General features: G+C 58.5%; 16 protein-coding genes and 5 pseudogenes. 17 read left to right on the top strand and 4 right to left on the bottom strand.

The features are described 5' to 3' along the window. Positions 1-391: 391 nt before the first annotated feature. The 3 genes from AC4FWB_RS18410 to AC4FWB_RS18400 all read left to right on the top strand — a co-directional run bounded on the left by AC4FWB_RS18410 (position 392) and on the right by AC4FWB_RS18400 (position 2,643). Positions 392-673, top strand: coding sequence for an acyl carrier protein (locus tag AC4FWB_RS18410; RefSeq protein ID WP_491027679.1), 282 nt, complete (start codon positions 392-394; stop codon positions 671-673). Continuing rightward, on the top strand, positions 674-1,882 hold the full coding sequence (locus AC4FWB_RS18405; RefSeq protein ID WP_491027678.1) for a beta-ketoacyl-[acyl-carrier-protein] synthase family protein: 1,209 nt from the start codon (positions 674-676) through the stop codon (positions 1,880-1,882). Positions 1,883-2,052: 170 nt separating this feature from the next. Continuing rightward, the gene (locus tag AC4FWB_RS18400) at positions 2,053-2,643 is read left to right on the top strand and encodes a NodA family N-acyltransferase (RefSeq protein ID WP_491027677.1); all 591 of its coding nucleotides are present in this window, start codon (positions 2,053-2,055) and stop codon (positions 2,641-2,643) included. A gap of 277 nt (positions 2,644-2,920) precedes the next feature. Here the strand turns inward: AC4FWB_RS18400 and AC4FWB_RS18395 are convergent. Beyond that, positions 2,921-3,141, bottom strand: a pseudogene (locus AC4FWB_RS18395) (glutamine--fructose-6-phosphate transaminase (isomerizing)); the annotation flags it as partial. A gap of 214 nt (positions 3,142-3,355) precedes the next feature. Next, entirely contained in the window at positions 3,356-4,186 is an 831-nt protein-coding gene (locus tag AC4FWB_RS18390; RefSeq protein WP_491027676.1) for an AraC family transcriptional regulator, read from the bottom strand. A gap of 164 nt (positions 4,187-4,350) precedes the next feature. Between AC4FWB_RS18390 and AC4FWB_RS18385 the strand changes: the two genes are divergently transcribed. The 3 genes and pseudogenes from AC4FWB_RS18385 (at position 4,351) to AC4FWB_RS18375 (ending at position 7,363) form a co-directional block, all read left to right on the top strand. Beyond that, entirely contained in the window at positions 4,351-5,565 is a 1,215-nt protein-coding gene (locus AC4FWB_RS18385; RefSeq protein WP_491027675.1) for an MFS transporter, read from the top strand. A gap of 301 nt (positions 5,566-5,866) precedes the next feature. Continuing rightward, positions 5,867-6,179, top strand: a pseudogene (locus AC4FWB_RS18380) (GNAT family protein); the annotation flags it as partial. A 176-nt stretch (positions 6,180-6,355) separates the two neighbouring features. Further along, positions 6,356-7,363 (top strand): LysR family transcriptional regulator, encoded by a 1,008-nt coding sequence (locus AC4FWB_RS18375; protein WP_491027674.1) that lies wholly within the window; start codon positions 6,356-6,358, stop codon positions 7,361-7,363. Between the two features lie 302 nt (positions 7,364-7,665). On the opposite strand, the pseudogene AC4FWB_RS18370 reads toward AC4FWB_RS18375, so the two are convergent. Next, positions 7,666-8,162: pseudogene (locus AC4FWB_RS18370) on the bottom strand (type 2 periplasmic-binding domain-containing protein); the annotation flags it as partial. A gap of 279 nt (positions 8,163-8,441) precedes the next feature. Between AC4FWB_RS18370 and AC4FWB_RS18365 the strand changes: the two are divergent. The 11 genes and pseudogenes from AC4FWB_RS18365 (at position 8,442) to AC4FWB_RS18315 (ending at position 19,524) form a co-directional block, all read left to right on the top strand. Next, positions 8,442-9,032 (top strand): NodA family N-acyltransferase, encoded by a 591-nt coding sequence (locus AC4FWB_RS18365; protein ID WP_491027673.1) that lies wholly within the window; start codon positions 8,442-8,444, stop codon positions 9,030-9,032. Next, positions 9,029-9,688 carry a chitooligosaccharide deacetylase NodB gene (gene nodB, locus AC4FWB_RS18360; protein WP_491027672.1) on the top strand — a complete coding sequence of 220 codons (660 nt, stop codon included), beginning with the start codon at positions 9,029-9,031 and terminating at the stop codon, positions 9,686-9,688. The genes AC4FWB_RS18365 and nodB overlap by 4 nt, the downstream gene beginning before the upstream one ends. A 16-nt stretch (positions 9,689-9,704) precedes the next feature. Further along, complete coding sequence (nodC, locus tag AC4FWB_RS18355) at positions 9,705-11,039, top strand: chitooligosaccharide synthase NodC (protein WP_491027671.1); 1,335 nt, start codon at positions 9,705-9,707, stop codon at positions 11,037-11,039. A 27-nt stretch (positions 11,040-11,066) separates the two neighbouring features. Continuing rightward, entirely contained in the window at positions 11,067-11,696 is a 630-nt protein-coding gene (nodS, locus tag AC4FWB_RS18350; protein ID WP_491027670.1) for a nodulation methyltransferase NodS, read from the top strand. A 13-nt stretch (positions 11,697-11,709) separates the two neighbouring features. Then, positions 11,710-13,422, top strand: a complete 1,713-nt coding sequence (gene nodU / locus AC4FWB_RS18345) for a nodulation protein NodU (protein ID WP_491027669.1) — start codon at positions 11,710-11,712, stop codon at positions 13,420-13,422. 4 nt (positions 13,423-13,426) lie between these two features. Beyond that, the gene (gene nodI / locus AC4FWB_RS18340; RefSeq protein ID WP_491027751.1) at positions 13,427-14,341 is read left to right on the top strand and encodes a nodulation factor ABC transporter ATP-binding protein NodI; all 915 of its coding nucleotides are present in this window, start codon (positions 13,427-13,429) and stop codon (positions 14,339-14,341) included. Between the two features lie 3 nt (positions 14,342-14,344). Further along, positions 14,345-15,133, top strand: coding sequence for an ABC transporter permease (locus AC4FWB_RS18335; RefSeq protein ID WP_491027668.1), 789 nt, complete (start codon positions 14,345-14,347; stop codon positions 15,131-15,133). 242 nt (positions 15,134-15,375) lie between these two features. Beyond that, positions 15,376-16,116, top strand: a pseudogene (locus tag AC4FWB_RS18330) (sulfotransferase); the annotation flags it as partial. 12 nt (positions 16,117-16,128) lie between these two features. Further along, positions 16,129-16,380 carry an acyl carrier protein gene (locus AC4FWB_RS18325; protein WP_491027750.1) on the top strand — a complete coding sequence of 84 codons (252 nt, stop codon included), beginning with the start codon at positions 16,129-16,131 and terminating at the stop codon, positions 16,378-16,380. A gap of 171 nt (positions 16,381-16,551) precedes the next feature. Beyond that, on the top strand, positions 16,552-18,375 hold the full coding sequence (gene glmS, locus AC4FWB_RS18320; RefSeq protein WP_491027667.1) for a glutamine--fructose-6-phosphate transaminase (isomerizing): 1,824 nt from the start codon (positions 16,552-16,554) through the stop codon (positions 18,373-18,375). Positions 18,376-18,906: 531 nt separating this feature from the next. Then, positions 18,907-19,524 (top strand): hypothetical protein, encoded by a 618-nt coding sequence (locus AC4FWB_RS18315; RefSeq protein ID WP_491027666.1) that lies wholly within the window; start codon positions 18,907-18,909, stop codon positions 19,522-19,524. 16 nt (positions 19,525-19,540) lie between these two features. Here the strand turns inward: AC4FWB_RS18315 and AC4FWB_RS18310 are convergent. Further along, positions 19,541-19,813 (bottom strand): annotated as a pseudogene (locus AC4FWB_RS18310) (gfo/Idh/MocA family oxidoreductase); the annotation flags it as partial. Positions 19,814-19,945 lie beyond the last annotated feature (132 nt).

Raw genomic sequence — 19,945 nt, 5'->3', positions numbered from 1 at the left:
GGCTCGACGGATCGCCGTAATCGACTCCTGATCGTCGCTGGGGCCGTAACCCTCGCGGTGCCCATCGCGCCATAGCCGATGGCGCCGACCGTTAGGTCGCTGCGCCCTCAACAGCCGAGTGAATAGATCACTTCCAGGGCAACACATCCATGTTGCAAATGGACATGATCCAAAAAATCAATTTTGTCGATCTCTCGAGTGCAACTACGAATTGCCACCAGCGAAGCTCTGGTCAGAGTCGCGATTGACGACCGCGTGCAATGCTTACCCTGGTCGCAGCGTCGATGATGATGGTCCCTGCACCTTCGCGTCCCGGAGCCAGCCGCCCGGCTGCCGGCAATATCGTGACTCGCGGCGCCGTTTGCCCGAACCGCAAGCAGATAGGAGCAAGATGCCAGATCAATTCGCAAACAACATCATCGCTCTAATCAAGAATCGCGCCGTGTCTAACGGCGCCGATATCGACGCCGCCTTGGGCGGCGCCGAGATAACGACTGCTACGAAACTGACTTCGCTGGGTGTCGATTCGTTAGGCATGGCCGATATTCTCTGGGACCTTGAGCAGGCTCACGGCATCACAATCGACTTCAACACGGCTGATGCCTGGTCAAACCTCGAGAATGTCGGCGACGTAGTGGAGGCCGTCCGTAGCTTCCTCAATAAGGAGGATTGAGTGGAGAGGCGCGTCGTCATCACCGGAATAGGTGGACTGTGCGGGCTAGGCACTGACGCCGCTTCCATATGGAAAGCAATGCGCGAAGGTCGCTCAGCCATCGGGCCCCTTGTCAATTCTGAACTTCACGAGTTGAAGGGGATAATCGGTGCCGAGATCAAGGCGCTTCCGCAACACGACGTCGCCCGCAAACAACTCGTCTCAATGGACCGTTTCAGCCTGCTTGCCGTGATTGCAGCGCGCGAAGCCATGCGACAGGCTGGACTTTCCGCGGACGCAGGGAACGCCTACCGCTTCGGCGCAACGGTGGGCGTCGGCATCTGCGGTTGGAACTCGATTGAAGAAAACTACCGGGCTATCCTTTTGAATGGCGCGACCCGCGCTGCCCTCCTCACCGCACCTAAGGTTATGCCGAGTGCGGCCGCCGGTCATGTCAGCATGAGCCTTGGCTTGAGGGGGCCGGTCTTCGGGGTCACGTCCGCTTGTGCCTCAGCTAACCATGCGATCGCTTCGGCCGTGGATCAGATTAGGCTCGGCCGCGCCGATGTAATGGTTGCCGGCGGCAGCGATGCGCCACTCATATGGGGCGTACTGAAGTCGTGGGAGGCACTGCGCGTGCTTGCGCCGGATACCTGTCGGCCCTTCTCGGCCGACAGAAAGGGCGTCGTGCTGGGTGAGGGTGCGGGCATGGCCGTGCTGGAAAGCTATGAGCATGCTACAGCGCGCGGCGCCACAGTACTTGCCGAAATCGCCGGTGTCGGCCTTTCCGCCGATGCGTTCGACATCGCAGCGCCTGCCGTCGAGGGACCCGAGGCTGCGATGCGCGCCTGCCTTTCTGATGCCGGGCTGAATGCCGAGGAGGTAGACTATCTTAACGCGCACGGAAGCGGCACCAAGGCCAACGATCAGATCGAAACGGCGGCGATCAAGCGCGTCTTTGGTGACCATGCCTATTCAATGTCTGTCTCCTCTACCAAGTCTGTGCATGCACATTGCCTCGGCGCAGCGAGCGCGCTGGAAATGATCGCCTGCGTGATGGCGATTCAGGACGGGGTCGTGCCGCCGACGGCCAACTATCGGGAGTCAGACCCCGCTTGCGATCTTGATATTACTCCCAATGTGCCGCGCGAGCGCAAAGTGCGAGTCGCAATGAGCAACGCTTTCGCCATGGGCGGCACCAACGCGGTTCTGGCGTTCAGTCAGATATAGAGGGTTGCTGTCCGATCGATGGTAGAGCGGACCTGGTGAGTTCTGGAGCGCGACGGGGAGGAGAATTGTGTCAGATCGATAGGCGCTCCTTTACAATTGTTACTCCCATCCCGCGGGGAATTCCATTGCGTGGTTAATTGAAGAGACAGCGAGAAAAGGGAGATCTCTATATGCACTCTGCGGTGCGGTGGAAGTTGAGTTGGGAAAGCGAGTTGCAACTCGCAGACCATGTCGAACTCGCCAAATTCTTTCGCGAATCGTATGGCCCGACCGGAGCGTTCAACGCAAAACCATTCGAAGGTAGTAAAAGTTGGGCCGGAGCGAGACCTGAGCTTCGTGCAATCGCCTACGATTCCACCGGTGTAGCGGCGCACATGGGCTTGTTGCGCCGTTTCATCAAAATTGGCACAGTCGACCTGTTAGTCGCTGAACTAGGACTGTACGGGGTACGTCCGGATCTTGAAAGGCTCGGAATTGGTCATTCGATCCGCGCCGTCCATCCAATACTTCAGGAGCTTAATGTTCCATTCGCTTTCGGCACCGTTCGGCAAGCCTTGCACAGACATATTGAAAGGTTCAGTCAACATAGCCCGCTGACCGTTTTTTCGGGAATTCGCGTTCGATCAACCCTACCACAGCCGCGCCTCGACCTGCCACCAACCCGCGTCGATGATGCACTTGTCACGGTTCTGCCAGTTGGACGCCCGATCAGTGATTGGCCCCCCGGCACGATGATCGATCGGAACGGACCAGAGCTGTGAGGCTGTTTCGACAGCGGCGCCTCAACTATTTGAAGTGCGATATTGGGTCCTCATTCATTCTGCCCACCAGAAATCTTCGATGTGCTGGTTGAGCCTAATGCCAGTGTTGTAACTGATCCAATGGGGATTGCAGAAGGCCCGAACTTTGAGCCCCAGGCCGTCCTGGATCGCGCTGCCAATTGGCGCGACGAGATTCCGCTTGCGCGCACCCCTTGGCCGGGGTGCGGCGCGCCGCCCAGCAAACGGCGTCAGTGAAAAGGGGATGCGTAAACGGCTCCTACTCCACCGTCACCGACTTCCCGAGATTGCGTGGCTGGTCGACGTGCCATAAAGACTGCCGTTAAGCAGCGAGCAATTAAAGCGGCAGCGCGTGGATCATTGTCGCGATGAGACGGGCACATCCGGTAACACGACCGTTTCGAAAGCCTTCACCGAAGCCTGGGTGGCACCCTTCTCATCGGTGATCAGGACGATCTTGCCGCCGCGCGCGGCGACCTCGGGGTTATGCGCAGCAGAACCCGCCACACCATCCCGGCAAATCGGCTTTCAGAGATCGTTACTTCGCATAGTAACGCCCTCAACGCTGGCGCAGGCCTCCACAAGGCAACTGACGACGATTCAGGCGGAGCATTTCGACGGCAACGTGCCGAAGCTTCGAGCCTTGAACCACGGCCTGATAGCACCCTGTCGGGCGCAACGTGACAGGCACGGCTCAATCGTTCAGCCTCTGAAAGTCGGCGCCCGTTGTTGGGCCTGCGCTGTTCATGAGATGGCGGCGCATGTAGGCTTGGGGACTACTACCCATCTCGCTGCGGAATGCATAGACGAAGGCGGATGCCGAACCATAGCCGAGTTCCATGGCGACCTGTGTCACGCCTAGACCACCACCTAGAAGCTCTATTGAACGGAAGAGCCTAAGGCGTCGTCGCCACGAGCGTAAGCTCATGCCCAACTCGGTGTTGAAGCGGCGTGCCAATGTGCGAGGAGATATGTTCAGCGCCAGCCCCCATTGTTGCGGGCTTCGGTTGTCCGTGGGATCCATATACAGTGCCTCACACAGAGCGGTCAGCGGCGCATTGCGTGGCCATGGCAAAGCCGACGGCAGCAGCTGCACTCGCACAAGCTGATCAAGGATAAGAGCGGTCACCCGGTTCGAGTAGTCATCCCCTTCCGGCTTGCCCTCAAGTTCCGTGGCCTCGACAATCAAGGCCTGGAGCAAAGGTGACATCATGAAGATAGTCGGCACTTTCGGTAAGTTGGCGCCAGCTTCATCAGCAATCCAGAGGCTTCGGAACACGGCGCCGAGAAGCGAACCGACCCGATGCACGACGCCGGTTGGCAACCACACCGCCTGATCCGGTGTGATCACGAAGGATTCCGCTTCTGTATAGACAGTCAGCACTCCAGAGATCGCATAGACCAACTGATGCCAGGTGTGTGAGTGGTCTGGAAAGTAGTGACGCGCAGGAATGGTTTGCGCCCGCACGGTGATCGGTTGGGGAGGACGAACACCGGGCGGCGCGGTGATCTCATGCCAAGTCATCCCACCCTCCATTTTGGCAGGTATTCTACATCATTTGTCCTTCCATTGAAATACAGCCACATGAAAAAGCGCTAATAGGCCGTCAAATCAAGTGCCAAATGCCCCCGCCACTCGACGCGACGACCCCTCGTGTCGGATCGACCGCTCGTGCTTTGTGAATTCGGATGTCAGAAATCACTGCAAACAGCGCGCCCGCGACTTCATATTATGACTCCGCCAGAGGCAACGTCGCGCGGTTAACCATCGCGCAGGCGCTGGGCGGGGCAAATTCGGCGGTTGTGTATTCTACCGGTGCAATCGTCGGAAACATACTCGCGCCCAACGCCGCACTGGACACGCTTCCGATATCGATGTTCGTGGTGGGAATGGCGGCCTCGACCCTGCCCGCCGGGGCCATCGCCCGACGCTACGGTCGTCTCGCGGCATTTCTGATCGGCACGGGGTGCGGTGTGCTCGGAGGTGTGCTGGCAGCGTTTGCCACGGTGATTGGCTCCTTTTGGCTGTACTGTGTCGCAACATTCTTTGGCGGTGCCTATGCCTCCGTCGTGGTTTCTTTCCGCTTCGCTGCCGCGGACTGCGTATCGCCTGAACGGCGCCCGCGCGCTTTGTCCTTCGTCATGGCGGGCGGGGTCTTCGCTGGCGTGATTGGGCCGCAGCTTGTCAACAACACGATGTATCTTTGGATGCCGCACATGTTTGCGGCAAGCTATCTCGCACAGGCGGCAGTGGCTGCGATATCCGCGCTGCTTCTGGTGGGTGTTCGCCTACCGAAACCCACTGCTGCCGAGGCTGCCGGCGGTCGCCCTCTAAGTATCATTGCCCGTCAACCCCGTTTCATCACGGCGGTCATCTGTGGTGTGGTCTCTTACCTGCTCATGAACTTCCTGATGACCGCCGCTCCTCTGGCGATGCATCTCTGCGGCCTGTCGCAGGAATCCTCCAATCTCGCCATTCAATGGCATGTGATCGCGATGTATGCCCCAAGCTTCTTCACTGGCCGCCTGATCACTCGGTTCGGTGCTCCCAGCGTGGTCATGAGTGGGCTTGTTCTGACGGGCATATCGGCAGCGGTCGGGTTAATGGGCGTCGATGTAGCGCACTTCTGGATCGCCCTCATTGTGTTGGGCGTTGGCTGGAACTTCGGTTTCGTTGGCGCTTCCGCACTTGTACTCGAATGCCACCATCCCGAGGAAAGGGCGAGCGTTCAGTCGCTCAATGACTTCGCCGTTTTCGGAACCATGACCTTTGGCTCTTTCCTGTCCGGCGGTCTGCTGACGGCATACGGGTGGAACGTCGTGCTGGGGCTTTCCTTCGTTCCTCTCGTGATGGCCGTCATTACATTGGCGCCAACGGCCCACGCACGTTCCGCACAAGCTTGACCATGATCCGCCCATGCCGCTGCTTGGTAAAACCCTTACGCAGGAATTTTCGCAATTGAAGATTGCCAAAGTCGAAACTCCAGAAAATCGCTCACTTAGATCAAAACGGCGTCGCGATTTGGCGTCCACCCTTGTGCGCGTTCGTACCGATGAAGGGATCAGCGGGCTGGGCGAAGTCGGTCAGATCGATGCAACAGGGCCTGAGGTCGTCGATATCTTCGAACTCCAGTCAACAGCACGGAAGAGAGCTTTCAGCCACCAGCAGATCGACTCCGTCAACTTTAACGAAACGGCGCAGTTCCGGCCGGATCTAGAGGGACTCGGAATCGCCCGTTCGATCCATGTCATGTTTCCAACCCTGCAGCAGTTTCAAGTTCCATTCGCATTCGGTACAGTTCGGCACGAGCTGCGGAAACACATTGAGAGGTTCGGTCGGCACAGTCCGATGACTGTTGCGCCGGCGATTAGAATACGATCCCGCGCTGCCACACGCGCGTACCGACTTGCCGCCCACGCACATCGACGAGCCGCTTGTGATCGTTCTTTCCTATTGGATGCCGATCTGCCATTGGCCCGCTGGAACGATAATCGACCGGAGTGGACCAGAGCTATGAGTCACATTGACGAGTTGGCGCAGCCTCGGCCGCAGTTTAAGGCTGGCGGTCGGACGGACCGACAGCGCACCACCCTGTCGGCGGATCTGGCTGCGTCTGCCTGGCAAGTATATTCTCGTGATAAAGCAGCCGATCGATGGTTCGGCGGCGTAAATTCAGACCGCGGATAACGAGACATGCGGTTCAAGGGTCTCGATTTAAATCTCCTGGTCGCGCTCGACGCCTTGTTCACTGAGCGTAGCCTCACGGCGGCGGCACGCAGCGTCAAGCTCAGTCAGCCGGCAATGAGCGCGGCCGTCGCCCGGTTACGCGACTATTTCCGAGATGACCTGTTTACGATGGTTGGCCGCGAATTTACCCCTACTCCGCGTGCGCAACGGCTCGCGCCCGCGGTGCGTGAGGCTCTGCTGCATATTCAGCACTCCATTATTTCCTGGGAGCCGTTTGACCCGGCCCAATCAGATCGTTGCTTCCGGATCATCCTTTCCGATTACGTGACGCTCGTTTTTTTTGAAAAGGTCATGGAGCGTGTGGTGCGAGAAGCTCCCGCCGTCAGCTTCGACTTTCGGCCTCACACCGACGACAACGAGGACCTTATCGGGCGAGGCGAAGTCGATCTTCTAATTCTCCCGGAAATGTTCACGTCGAATGCTCATCCTCGAGCAAGACTGTTCGACGATGTACATGTGTGTGTGGGCTGTCGCTCGAACAAACTGCTCTCAGAGCCACTTACCTTCGAAAGATACATGTCGATGGGGCACGTTGCGGTCAAGTTCGGCAATACCCAGAGGCCAGGCATGGACGAATGGTATTTGCACGAGCACGGCCACAAGAAACGTATCGACGTCGTCGTACAGGGCTTCAGCATGATCCCGCACATGGTGGCGGATACCCAGCGCATAGGAACCATGCCCTTAAGGCTGGCGCGGCATTTCGCGAAAACAATACCCCTCCAAATCGTTGAGCTTCCGCTGCGACTACTCCTTCCGTTCACCGAGGTCGCTCAATGGCCTGCGCTTCACGATAATGATCCGGCAAGCCTCTGGATGCGCGAAATGCTATTCCAGGAGGCTTCTCGTATGATTTCGCCGCTTGCAGCAGCCGAGCCGCTCGTCGACAGGACAAGCACGAATATTGACCAGCTCAGTTCCAATTCGCAAATTTCATCATGGCCAGGATTGTAAGCGGGCAGCATGGCATCCTTGCCGTTGAACCGCGTCAATGCTGCCCATAAGCCTGTCCGTTCCCACGCAGCCTTGGCGGCCGCCTCGATCATGAAGGGATATCTATCCGCGCCACATCGATGGTCCGCATGGGTTCACGTCCTTTCTCCAGAGGCTCGGACCCGCCTGCTGTTCGGCGCGATATGGCCAAAAATCGCATACCGCGTGGGTTGTCGCCTGTCGTGGAACAGGTGGTTATCGCAACCCTAGCACCAGGAAAACGAATGCGCACAGCTACTGTCGTATTTGTCGAATGCGCGAGCTCTTTCGAATGTAAGTTGCCCGGATAGTTCTTTGTTCGTGCAACACCGTGCGGCTCTAGATGCGCGCTCGACATGAACTTTCCGACATAAGTAAAAAATTGATGTCACCTGCGCCGGAGCAGCTCAGGGGCGCGTCTGCGATTGCGAGCAGGTCGAAGCTGACGGAGGGAGCTTCCCACGCGGCCACGCTCCACGACCTTTTGAAAAGACCATCCTAAAGCGGCGATCCGATTGCGCTGGGTCGAAATCGTCCCAATGGACGATGGAGTGCTGGTTTGCAGCAGAACCTCTCGGACAGGCACCGTGAGCCCTTTGGATTCAGCGCGGCCGCGCATTACGAATAACTCATCGCCGAAATAGACACGCCACCTGGCTGGGGCCGCGCTCATGGGCGGCTGACTGAGGTTGATGCTGGGTGCTGCCGTGGTGAGGTTCCGCGCGGTCAGCAGGGCATTAGGCGCGACGAGCAGATTTAGATTGAGACTGTTGAGACGCATGCCCTGCCTATATCCATAAAACGAATGCGCTTCATCCAAACAATCAATTTTACCAATCGGACGGGATGCTGCATTAGGAACAGCGAAATCAAGGGTAGGCTCAGGAAGGAACGGCAAGTTTTGAGAGAGCCCATCAGCGCTGGAGCACCGTAGTACGGGGTCTACCAGTCCAATTACCTAAGCATCACGATCGCTGACGACAGTGTCTGACCTTCAGCAATGACGCGGCTTCGACCGCGTAATGTGTTCCTAGGGAAGCATCGAAAAGGAGTTCTTTGTATGCGCTCTCAGGTGCGGTGGAAGCTGTGCTGGGAAAACGAGTTGCAGCTGTCCGACCATGTCGAACTCGCCGAGTTCTTTCGAAGGACATACGGACCGACTGGGGCCTTTAATGCCAAGCCATTCCAAGGCAGCCGAAGCTGGGCCGGAGCTAGACCTGAGTTCCGTGCGATCGCGTATGACTCGAGCGGTGTTGCGGCACATATGGGATTGCTGCGCCGTTTCATCAAAATCGATGGGACCGATCTGCTAGTGGCTGAACTCGGATTGTACGGGATACGCCCGGATCTCGAGGGGCTCGGAATTAGTAGCTCATTCCGCGTCGTGCTTCCAGTGCTGCAGGAACTCGGGGTTCCATTCGGCTTCGGCACGGTTCGGCCAGCGTTGCATAACCTCGTTGCAAGATTTGGGCGAGGCGGTCTGGTGATCGTCAAGTCGGGCATTCGCGTGCGCTCCACCCTTCGAGACGCGCTTCTCGACAAACCGCCCACGCGCATAGACGACGCACTTGTCCTAGTCGTGCCAGTTGGACGTCCGATCTCCGATTGGCCCGCCGGCTCGATGATTGATCGGAACGGAGCAGAGCTTTGAGCCGCCTCGACTGCTTATCCGAAGTGTGCAGCGAGTGCGCTAACGGTGCCGGCCAACCCAGCGTGTATTTGACGTTTGACGACGGGCCCCATCCGTTTTGCACACCGGAGGTGCTCGCTGTGCTGGCGGCACACCGCGTGCCGGCGACCTTCTTCGTCATCGGCGCGTACGCCGCAGACGAGCCGGAATTAATCCAACGAATGATCGCGGAAGGGCATGAGGTGGCTAACCACACGATGACTCATCCTGATCTGTCCCAGTGCGAACCCGGCCAAGTGCAACGCGAGATATTCGACGCGAATAGAGCCATCAAGGTGGCTTGCCCTCGGGCTTCGGTGCGGTACATGCGCGCTCCGTATGGCGTCTGGACCGAAGAAGTGATCGCCTCTTCGGCGAGCGCTGGCCTGGCAGCCGTCCATTGGTCGGTAGACCCGCAAGACTGGTTTCGTCCCGGCGTCGACGCGATCGTCGATGCGGTGCTGGCCTCCGTCCGGCCTGGCGCAATCGTGCTCTTGCACGACGGGTGCCCTCCCAGCGAGATGAAACCGTGCAGTGACGCCAGCTTGCGCAGCCAAACCATCACGGCGCTATCCCGCATAATTCCAGCATTGCACGACCGCGGATTTGAAATGCGCTCGCTTCCCCAACAGCACTGAACAAACCAAAGATCTCATGGACCTTCTAGATACAACCAGCACTGTCGCCATCTCGTGTTATGCGCTGCTCTCGACCGCATATAAGAGCATGCAGGCCGCTTATGCCCGGCCATCGAGCGTTTCATCGGTATCGGACGACGTAGTCGACCTTTGGCCGAGCGTGGACGTCATCGTTCCCTGCTACAACGAGGACCCGCGCACACTCTTCGCGTGCCTCACTTCTATTGCAAACCAGGAATACACTGGAAGACTGCGCGTCTATGTTGTTGATGACGGTTCTGGAAATCGCGACGCCGTCACACCTGTGCACCAGACCTTCGCGAGCGACCCTAGATTCAACTTCATTCTGCTCCCCAAAAATGCCGGAAAGCGCAAGGCGCAGATCGCCGCGATACGCCGCTCATCTGGAGATTTGGTGCTCAATGTCGACTCGGACACGATGCTGGCGTCCGATGTTGTCGCGAAGCTTGCGCTGAAGATGCGAGATCCGGCGGTCGGCGCCGCCATGGGCCAGTTGACAGCCAGCAACCGGAGCGACACCTGGCTTACCCGGTTGATCGATATGGAGTACTGGCTGGCTTGCAATGAGGAACGCGCGGCGCAGGCTCGCTTCGGCGCCGTAATGTGCTGCTGCGGCCCGTGTGCCATGTACCGTCGGTCCGCACTCCTTTTGCTGCTGGATCAGTATGAGACGCAAACATTTCGGGGGAAACCAAGCGACTTCGGTGAGGATCGCCATCTTACGATCCTCATGCTGAAAGCGGGCCTTCGAACCGAGTACGTCCCGGGCGCCGTCGCGGCTACAGTCGTTCCGGACAGCCTGGGGCCGTATCTGCGCCAACAACTCCGCTGGGCACGCAGCACTTTCCGAGACACCTGGCTTGCCCTGAACCTTCTGCCTGGCCTCGACCGCTTTCTAACATTGGACGTGGTCGGACAGAATCTCGGGCCGCTGCTTCTCGCTCTGTCAGTATTAACAGCCATCGCACAGTTCGCACTAACAGGCACCGTGCCATGGTGGACAGTCCTGATGATCATATCCATGACCTTGGTGCGGTGCAGTGTGGTGGCGCTTCGTGCTCGTCAACTTCGATTTCTAGGCTTTTCTCTCCACACATTCATCAACGTCTTTCTCCTACTTCCCCTGAAAGCCTATGCGTTATGTACGTTGAGTAATAGCGATTGGCTGTCGCGCAGCGCCGCTGCCAGCGCGCCAGATGAGCAAAGAAAAGAGAACCCCGTCCAAACGCCGCTTACTGGATCAAATACAAAATTGCCGGGAGACGCGGCGCAGCATCGTATGCGCCACCTTGCACGGGATTGTGCGGCATTGGTGACTTCCGACGAGTGATAGTTGCCCTATTGAGGTAGAAGAATTTTGAAGCAGGACAATAACCATCGATTGTTGGATCGGGAACTGGCCGCGGACGATCCGTGGCTGCTCGATGCCGATCCGTTCGAGCGGGAGCGTCACACCCAAATGCTCCGGCTGTCCCTTTCCCAGGGTTCCATCACTAATGCACTCGAAGTCGGGTGTGCGGCAGGCGCGTTCACGGAAAGACTAGCGCCACATTGCCAACGGCTCACAGTAATCGATGTGGCGCCGCGCGCGATTGCTCGAACACGCCAGCGGATGAAGGAGCCACCGCACATCAAATGGGCAGTCTCCGATGTTCAACAATTCTCGACTGACGACCCGTTCGATCTGATCGTCGTGGCGGAGGTTCTGTACTACCTCAACGGCATAGCCGAGATGCACGCTGCCATCCGCAACCTTGCGCGCATGCTTGCGCCAGGTGGGCATCTGGTATTCGGGTCTGCACGCGACGCTACTTGCCGGCGCTGGGGTCACGCTGCTGGCGCCGAGACTGTCATGGCCATGCTGAACGAAACATTGATCGCTGTCGATCATCTGCGGTGCCAGGGCGAGACCCCCAACCAAGACTGCTTGCTCGCCCTTTTCCGGAGTCCGGTTCGGCCTTCGGATGAATCGAATTGCCCGCGTTAGACGAGGAGGCATTATGCGCATTTGCGGTATCAAGCTGACGCATGACGGGGGGGTCGCCCTTGTCGAGGACGGACGGCTCGTCTTTTGCATTGAACAGGAAAAGCTAGGCAACAATCGACGGTATCAAGCCATCGACAATCTGGACACAGTTGTCGCCGCTTTGGCCCAACACGATCTGGATGCCCAGGACATTGATCAGTTCGTCATCGACGGCTGGGATGGGGATGTGGAGTCCCAGTTCCAAGTCCTCAGCGGGGCGACTCCAATCACTCTCAAAGGGGCACCTTATGTCGAACGCCATCCCGAGGGCGTCCTCACTTCGCTTGACGGCTCCGGCCTAATGCTCGATGGAAGGATCTTCTCTTATAAAAGCTACCCGCATGTTACTGGCCATGTGACCTCGGCATACTGCACCAGCCCGTTTGCCAAAACCGGGCAACCCGCGTTCTGTTTGGTGTGGGACGGCTGCATCTTTCCACGCCTCTATTATGTAGAACGCCGGGGAGCCCGGCTCCTGGAATGCCTGTTCCCGGTAATAGGCCATGTTTACGCTGCTGCGGGCCATCATTTCGGGCCTTATAAGCGGGCGGCTCGCGGTGACTGGGACCTAGGTGTTGCTGGCAAGCTGATGGCCTACATCGCGCTCGGGTCGGTCGACGAAGACATCGTGGCGGTGTTTCAGGAACTCTACGAGGAGCGCTTTGCGGGCGACACAGAGCTTGCCAGCTGTTACCGCGCCGATATCACCAGTGCCGAGCCCTTGCTTGAGGCGGTGCACGACTTCTTCGAAGCCAGTGTGCTTCGATTGAGGGATCAGTCACCCGAAGATGTGCTTGCATCGTTCCATCTTTTTCTCGAGCGTCTCCTAGCCCGCGAAATGGCGAACGCTGTGCAGCGGCACTCGCATCTTTCGGGGTCGCGAAATTTGTGCATCGCCGGCGGCTGCGGTCTCAATATCAAATGGAACAGCGCGTTGCGTGAGACGGGCCTCTTCGATGCTGTGTGGGTGCCGCCGTTTCCGAATGACAGCGGCTCGGCAATCGGTGCGGCTTGCAGCGCAATGGTTGCGCAAGATGGCTTCGGACCTCTGGAATGGTCGGTCTACAGCGGCCCGGCCCTGCTAGGTGGCCAACTACCTTCCGGATGGGACGCCGCACCGTGCAGTATGGCGGAACTCGCTTCCATCCTCGCCAGCAACAAGCCCGTCATTTTCCTGACCGGGCGCGCCGAGCTCGGACCACGGGCATTGGGTGGCAGAAGCATTCTCGCGGCCGCGACTTCGCCGGAAATGAAGGATTATCTCAACGACGTCAAACTTCGCGAACACTTCCGGCCAGTGGCACCGATCTGCCTTGAGGACCGTGCACCGGAGATATTCAGTCCTGGAACGCCGGATCCTTACATGTTGTTCGATCACCAGACGCGGACGGAATGGCGGGACAAAGTCCCCGCTGTTGTGCATCTCGACGGTTCTGCGCGATTGCAGACGATTTGCAGAACCTCACAGCACAAGGTCGCTGAGCTGCTCGTCGAATATGAAAAGCTCACGGGCATTCCGCTGCTTTGCAATACGAGTGCCAACCACCATGGACGTGGGTTCTTCCCGGATGCCGCCGCAGCCTGCCACTGGGGACGCATTGAACACATATGGTCTGACGGCGTGCTGTTGACCAAGACCCCCGCAACGGAACTATCGCCGGTCGACGGCGTCCTTACGCCGGGTTGAGTGCCTGTCCATGGTAGCAATCGACTTTGTCGGTGTAACGAAATCATATGGCAACAGGATCGTTGTCGACGGGATGTCGTTTACCGTTGCGCCCGGAGAGTGCTTGGGCCTCCTGGGACCGAACGGCGCGGGCAAAAGCACGATTGCGCGCCTACTGCTTGGCATGGCAACGCCTGACGCAGGTCAGATCACGGTGTTCGGCGTGCCAGTGCCGGCACGCGCCCGTTTGGCACGTGGACGCATCGGCGTGGTCCCGCAGTTCGACAACCTTGATCATAGATTCACGGTACGTGAGAACCTCCTGGTCTTCGGGCGATACTTCAGCATGAGCAGACGCGAGGTCGAAGCGGTCATCCCGTCGCTGCTCGAGTTCGCCCGTCTCGAGAGCAAGGCGGATGCACGCGTAAGCGAACTATCCGGCGGCATGAAGCGACGCCTGACGCTGGCCCGCGCGCTGATCAACGACCCGCAGCTACTGGTCATGGACGAGCCGACAACTGGCCTCGATCCACAGGCGCGCCATCTGATCTGGGAACGCCTGCGCTCGCTGTTGGCGCGCGGCAAAACGATACTTTTGACCACTCACTTCATGGAGGAGGCCGAGCGGTTATGCGACCGGCTGTGTGTACTCGAGCAAGGCCGCAAGATCGCCGAAGGGCGACCACACGCGTTGATCGACGAGCAGATAGGCTGCCAAGTGGTCGAGGTCTATGGCGGCAATCCCAATGAGCTGCGAGCGCTAATCAAACCATACGCGCAGCGCATCGAGGTGAGCGGCGAAACCCTGTTTTGCTATGCGCCCGATCCCGAGCATGTGCTCGTGCAGCTGCGTGGGGTTGCTGGTCTGCGCCTTTTGCAGCGCCCCCCGAATCTTGAGGATGTTTTCTTGCGCCTGACCGGGCGCGAGATGAGGGACTGAACAATGAACGAAGGTTATGTGGCGGCTATGCCCGCCAACGCATGGAATTGGGTCGCAGTATGGCGGCGCAATTATTTGGCTTGGAAGAAAATTGCGCTTGCGGCGGTCCTCGGGAACCTCGCCGAGCCGATGATCTCTTTGTTCGCTCTCGGGCTTGGCCTCGGGATAATGATCGGCCGCGTTGACGGCACTTCATACGTAGCTTTTCTGGCGGCTGGCATGGCCGCGGTAAGCGCGATGACCTCGGCGACCTACGAAACGATCTACTCGACTTTCGCTCGCATGGGAGGTGAGCGCGTCTGGGAAGCGATGCTGTGCACTCAGCTCACGCTCGGCGATATCGTACTCGGTGAATTGGCCTGGGCCGGGACCAAGTCCCTTCTGGCCGGTACGGCAATTACGCTAGTTGCTGCCACGCTCGGCTATGCAGAGTGGCAATCCATTCTCTACACGCTGCCAGTCATTGCCCTCACCGGCCTCGCCTTCGCGAGCCTAGCGATGGTGGTCACGGCACTTGCGCCCAATTACGACTGTCTCGTGTTTTACCAAACGCTTATCCTCACGCCTATGTTGTTCCTGTCCGGCGCCGTCTTTCCGGTCAGCCAAATGCCAGGCGCGTTTCAGCAGGTAGCGTCCTTCTTGCCTCTGGCTCACTCGGTCGACCTGATTCGCCCCCTCATGCTTGGCCACCCAGCCGAAGGTGTCGGACTGCATATTACGACACTTTGCACGTACGCGGTTTTGCCGTTCTTTTTATCGGCGGCGCTGTTGCGTCGGCGTCTGATGCGCTGACGCGGCCGTATTTGAATGCCGCCCAAACTGCAACCCGGCTTGAGGCCGGGCACTCACCCCGGTCTGTGCAGCGCATAAAGTTATGGTGCTATCCCCTTCGATTATACGGTTGCATGAGCTCAAGCTTAATCCGTCCGTTTCTAAACGTCCTCGAACGAGCCTGTGGACAAGATGACAGTCAGGATTCTCGTCCTTAAGCGCCACCCGAACCGCCGCGACAAATGTTAGTTGGAACACATGCAATGACTGATCGCCACACGCCGCTGCCTGCGCCATTTGTGATCCTGGCTATGCCAAGGACTGGCACGCACTACCTGGAAGAATTGCTGAACGAGCATCCGAATGTGTTGAGCAACGGTGAGCTGATCAACGCGTATGACACGAATTGGCCCGATAAGGATCGCTTGCTTCGCAGCGATCGCGAGCTCCTTGAGCTTGCCTACGTGCGCCACCCCACGCGCAGCGACAAGAAGGTGACGCACGTCGGCTGCAAGGTCAATGAACCTCAGTTTCATGATCGTCCGGGCTTTTTTGCCGAGCTGACCCGCTGGCCAAGCCTTAAAGTCATCCTAGTGGTTCGCGAAAATACCTTGGAATCGTTACGGTCGCTGATACAGGCGAGGCAAACGCGCCAATGGCTGAAGTTCAGCTCGGACAATGATGCTCCGCCGCCGCAAGTCAGATTGTCGATCGCGGACTGCGAGGCATACTTCAAGACTGCCGACGATTTCCACACTCAGGTCGCGCACTCCTTCGCGAAGACCAACGTGCTGGAGATCGAGTACGAAAGCCTTCTTCGCGAACCCGCCACATGCTTGGCAGCAATCTGGGATTTCCTAGGGGTTCCAGCGTTTCGGCCTTCTGGTGCGGCCGTCCTTCAGCGCCAGGAAACCCGACCGCTAGAACATACGATCGAGAATTTCCATGAGTTGCGCCGCCACTTCGCGCATGGGCCTTACGCGAGATTCTTTGAGGTCGGCGAGGGGAAAAGGGCAGTGGACGATCGGCTGGCAACCGAGATCGTCGAAACGATTAAAACTCACACGGATACCGAGAAGGAAATTACCGTCGCAACCAAGCTCAGAGATCTTGGCATCCATGCGCTCGAACTAACCGAGATCATGTTCGACATCGAGGACGCTTACGGCATCGAAATCGAGATGGACACAGCCGAAGCTTGGAACAACTTCAGCAATGTCAGCGACATCGTCGAGGCGACGCGCGCCTTGATTGCAGCCAACGGCTGATGGTCCATCGGCATGGCCCGTTTGTGCATCATTACCACCGGTCTCGGCGGCATCTGCGCCGTGTCTGAGTTGATGACCGGCCGGCGAAAGCCCGAGCCATCGAGGCTTTCTCCTCAGGACTGCGCCTCTCTCTTAGTCGTTCCTTTTCAGTGAAGCGAGGGACCTGAACCAATGTGTGGGATCGTTGGAATCATTGGGCAAGCCCCAGTTGCGCCGCTTATCGCCGATGCTTTGAAGAGACTAGAATACCGCGGCTATGACTCGGCCGGCGTGGCCACGATCGAATCTGGCGTGCTGGCGCGGCGCCGAGCGGAAGGCAAGCTCGTCAATCTGGAAAGGCGCCTTCAAGCGGAACCGCTGGACGGCAAGATAGGAATCGGCCACACACGCTGGGCAACGCATGGAGCGCCGAACGAAACCAACGCCCATCCGCATTTTTCGGACGACGTCGCCATTGTCCACAACGGCATTATCGAGAATTTCGCCGAACTGCGCGACGAACTCGTTCGCGACGGCTACGAATTTTCCTCGCAGACCGATACCGAGGTGGTCGCGCATTTGGTGTCGCGTGAGATAAAGCGCGGTGCTGCCCCAGCCGAGGCGGCCCACAGAGCGATCAAGCGGCTGGAAGGTGCCTTCGCACTCGCCATCATGTTCCGCGGCGACGAGGACCTTATCGTCGGCGCGCGCAACGGTCCGCCGCTCGCCGTCGGCCACGGTCAAGGGGAAATGTTCCTCGGGTCGGATGCCATCGCGCTGGCGCCATTCACCGATTCGATCACCTATCTCGAGGATGGCGATTGGACCATCGTGCGCCGCAATCAGGCGCAGATCTTCGATCTCGACGGCAACCCGGTCGAGCGGCAACGGCAGCAGTCGATCGGCACGACTCTTCTCGTCGATAAAGGTAACCATCGGCACTTCATGGAGAAGGAGATCCATGAACAGCCGGAGGTGATCTCCCATACACTCGCGCATTACCTTGACTTCGCCGGCGGGACCTGGCGGCCGCTCGACATGCCGTTCGACTTCGCCAAGCTCGACCGCTTGACTATTTCCGCATGTGGCACTGCCTATCTTGCTGGTTTGATCGGCAAATACTGGTTCGAGCGGCTTGCGCGGCTGCCGGTCGACATCGATATCGCTTCGGAATTCCGCTACCGCGAGATCCCACTCGCGAAGGGCGCCGCCGCACTCTTTGTCTCGCAGTCCGGTGAGACGGCCGACACGCTCGCTTCCCTGCGCTACTGCCGCAACGCGGGCATTCCGATCACCTCCATCGTCAATGTAGGGGGATCGACGATGGCCCGGGAGTCGGACGTCGTCTTTCCGACGCTTGCCGGCCCGGAAATCGGCGTTGCCTCGACCAAAGCTTTCACCTGCCAGCTCGCGGTAATCGCTTCGCTCGCCGCCCGCGCTGCTGCCGCTCGCGGCACCATCACACGCGAGGAAGAAAAAGCACTGATACGGCAGCTCTGCGATGCGCCGCGTCTCGTAAGCGAGGCGTTGAAGCTTCAGCACCGCATCGAAAAGGTGGCGCGCGAGCTCGCCCACGTCCGACACGTCCTTTATCTCGGGCGCGACACCAATTATCCGCTCGCAATGGAAGGCGCGCTGAAGCTCAAGGAAATCTCCTATATCCACGCCGAGGGTTATGCGGCGGGTGAATTGAAGCACGGGCCGATTGCGCTGATCGACGAGACGATGCCGGTAATCGTGATCGCCCCGCATAACCGGATGTTCGAGAAGACCGTGTCGAACATGCAGGAAGTCGCGGCGCGTGGCGGCAAGATCATCCTCATCACTGACGGAAAGGGTGCCGCGCAGGCTTCGGTGAAGGCTTTCGAAACGATCGTGCTACCTGACGCGCCCGACCTCATCGCGCCGATAGTCTATGCGCTGCCGCTTCAAATGCTCGCTTACTTCACGGCGGTCTTCATGGGCACCGACGTCGATCAGCCGCGCAATCTCGCGAAGTCGGTGACCGTAGAGTAAGCGTCGGTCGTCGCAGTCCCGTCTTTGCACTGATGCTATCTCGTGCACGGGGCGTGGCGACCGAGCTTGGCGTGCCCTTCGCGGACTACTTTGCCGTTCGGGTATGGCAATAAGTTTGTGGCGATCTCGCGCAGGCAGGGGCGCAGATGCGCCCGGCTAACAACCGAACACGTAAGGCGGGTGCCGGCCGTAACATTTTTCCATCAAGCCACGGGTTTGGTTTCCCATACAGCAACGGTTTCGGTGAAGCGTCATGAAGTGCTTTGTCGGATCCGCGACACGGGCTGCTTAGTCAATCTCGTGCTTTCCCTAAGGCTAAATGGCTGAAAATCGATCACAAAATTCTATTTTCGACCTAATCAGCAAAATGGCACGAGTTTTGAGAGCCTTCGCTGCGAGGTGACAGGAATCGCCGACAGGCATTCATGTCGCGGGTGTCACGAGGGAAGGAAAGCAACATGCCAGGTCTGCGTCGGATCGCATTCCAGAACAGCGAGCATCGGCAAGTCCATCCAATTGAGATGCGCGCTGATGGCGTTCCACGGGTCCGCAGCAGGCAGGATCTATGATCAGCTGCAGGGCGATCTTCTCGAACGGCTATACGGGCGCGGCATGACGTGCATTGTTGGCCTTGTCGACGAAGGAAAAGTCTACATCGGCGGCGATTCCGCCGGCGTAGGTGGCTACTCGCTCAAAATCCGGGCCGACCGAAAGGTATTCCGCAACGGCGATTTCCTGATGGGTTTTACGACTTCATTTCGGATGGGGCAGCTTCTGCATCATGCCTTCACACCGCCTAAGTGCCACCCCGACAGCAATGTTGAGAAGTTCATGGTGAACGACTTCATCAACGCCGTGCGGCATTGCCTGAAATCAGGTGGCTATGCCGAACGGCACAACGATGCCGAGCGCGGTGGCATTTTCCTGGCAGGTTATGGAGGGCGGCTTTTCCGCATCGAGCGCGATTATCAGGTGGCTGAGGCGGTTGACGGCTTCGATGCCGTTGGGTGCGGCGAGCAGATCGCTCAGGGCGCGCTATTCGCAAGCAAGGGCGGCAAGCCGTTGGAACGGCTCGCGCTCGCACTGGAAGCAGCCGAGCGGTTCTCGGCTGGCGTTCGCGCTCCTTTCCATTTCGAGGGACCTGCATAAACCATCAGGCATGAACAAGTAGCCGCTCGATCTTCAGATGCGGCAGCGCGATCTCGGAGAAGTAGTGGAGATGCGTGCTGATGTCGCCAAGCACAAAAGTCGGGCAGGAGGTCTTTGGTGCGCCACTTGATGGCTTCACCGGGACGTCGTCGCACGCATTGAAGCCGTGGGTATACCGAAGGTCGATGACACGGATTTCGCCGGGCATGCCTTTTTCTCGCCATTGCTGCTATTTGGTGAATCAGCGATGCCCCGTGAAGCCGTAGGTGACGCCGACGATCAGGCCCTTTCTCAGCAAGTCTCTCCACTTGAATGACGCCTGCTCCAAAATTCCTCCCTTCGGCTGAACCACTCACGCTTGGCCGTCGGGTCCACATTCGCAGCAATTCCACACGATTTGGCAGGCTGTCAAAATACAGCC

It is taken from the genome of Mesorhizobium sp. LEGMi-168a (genome assembly GCF_058312955.1).
This window is presented reverse-complemented; position numbering and strand designations above follow the sequence as displayed.

Bases quoted from the DNA above. Each gene is read 5' to 3' on its own strand.
- AC4FWB_RS18410 (WP_491027679.1), top strand. From the start codon at position 392: ATGCCAGATCAATTCGCAAACAACATCATCGCTCTAATCAAGAATCGC.
- AC4FWB_RS18400 (WP_491027677.1), top strand. From the start codon at position 2,053: ATGCACTCTGCGGTGCGGTGGAAGTTGAGTTGGGAAAGCGAGTTGCAA.
- AC4FWB_RS18390 (WP_491027676.1), bottom strand. From the start codon at position 4,186: ATGACTTGGCATGAGATCACCGCGCCGCCCGGTGTTCGTCCTCCCCAA.
- AC4FWB_RS18385 (WP_491027675.1), top strand. From the start codon at position 4,351: ATGTCAGAAATCACTGCAAACAGCGCGCCCGCGACTTCATATTATGAC.
- AC4FWB_RS18375 (WP_491027674.1), top strand. From the start codon at position 6,356: ATGCGGTTCAAGGGTCTCGATTTAAATCTCCTGGTCGCGCTCGACGCC.
- AC4FWB_RS18365 (WP_491027673.1), top strand. From the start codon at position 8,442: ATGCGCTCTCAGGTGCGGTGGAAGCTGTGCTGGGAAAACGAGTTGCAG.
- nodC (WP_491027671.1), top strand. From the start codon at position 9,705: ATGGACCTTCTAGATACAACCAGCACTGTCGCCATCTCGTGTTATGCG.
- nodU (WP_491027669.1), top strand. From the start codon at position 11,710: ATGCGCATTTGCGGTATCAAGCTGACGCATGACGGGGGGGTCGCCCTT.
- AC4FWB_RS18335 (WP_491027668.1), top strand. From the start codon at position 14,345: ATGAACGAAGGTTATGTGGCGGCTATGCCCGCCAACGCATGGAATTGG.
- glmS (WP_491027667.1), top strand. From the start codon at position 16,552: ATGTGTGGGATCGTTGGAATCATTGGGCAAGCCCCAGTTGCGCCGCTT.
- AC4FWB_RS18315 (WP_491027666.1), top strand. From the start codon at position 18,907: ATGGCGTTCCACGGGTCCGCAGCAGGCAGGATCTATGATCAGCTGCAG.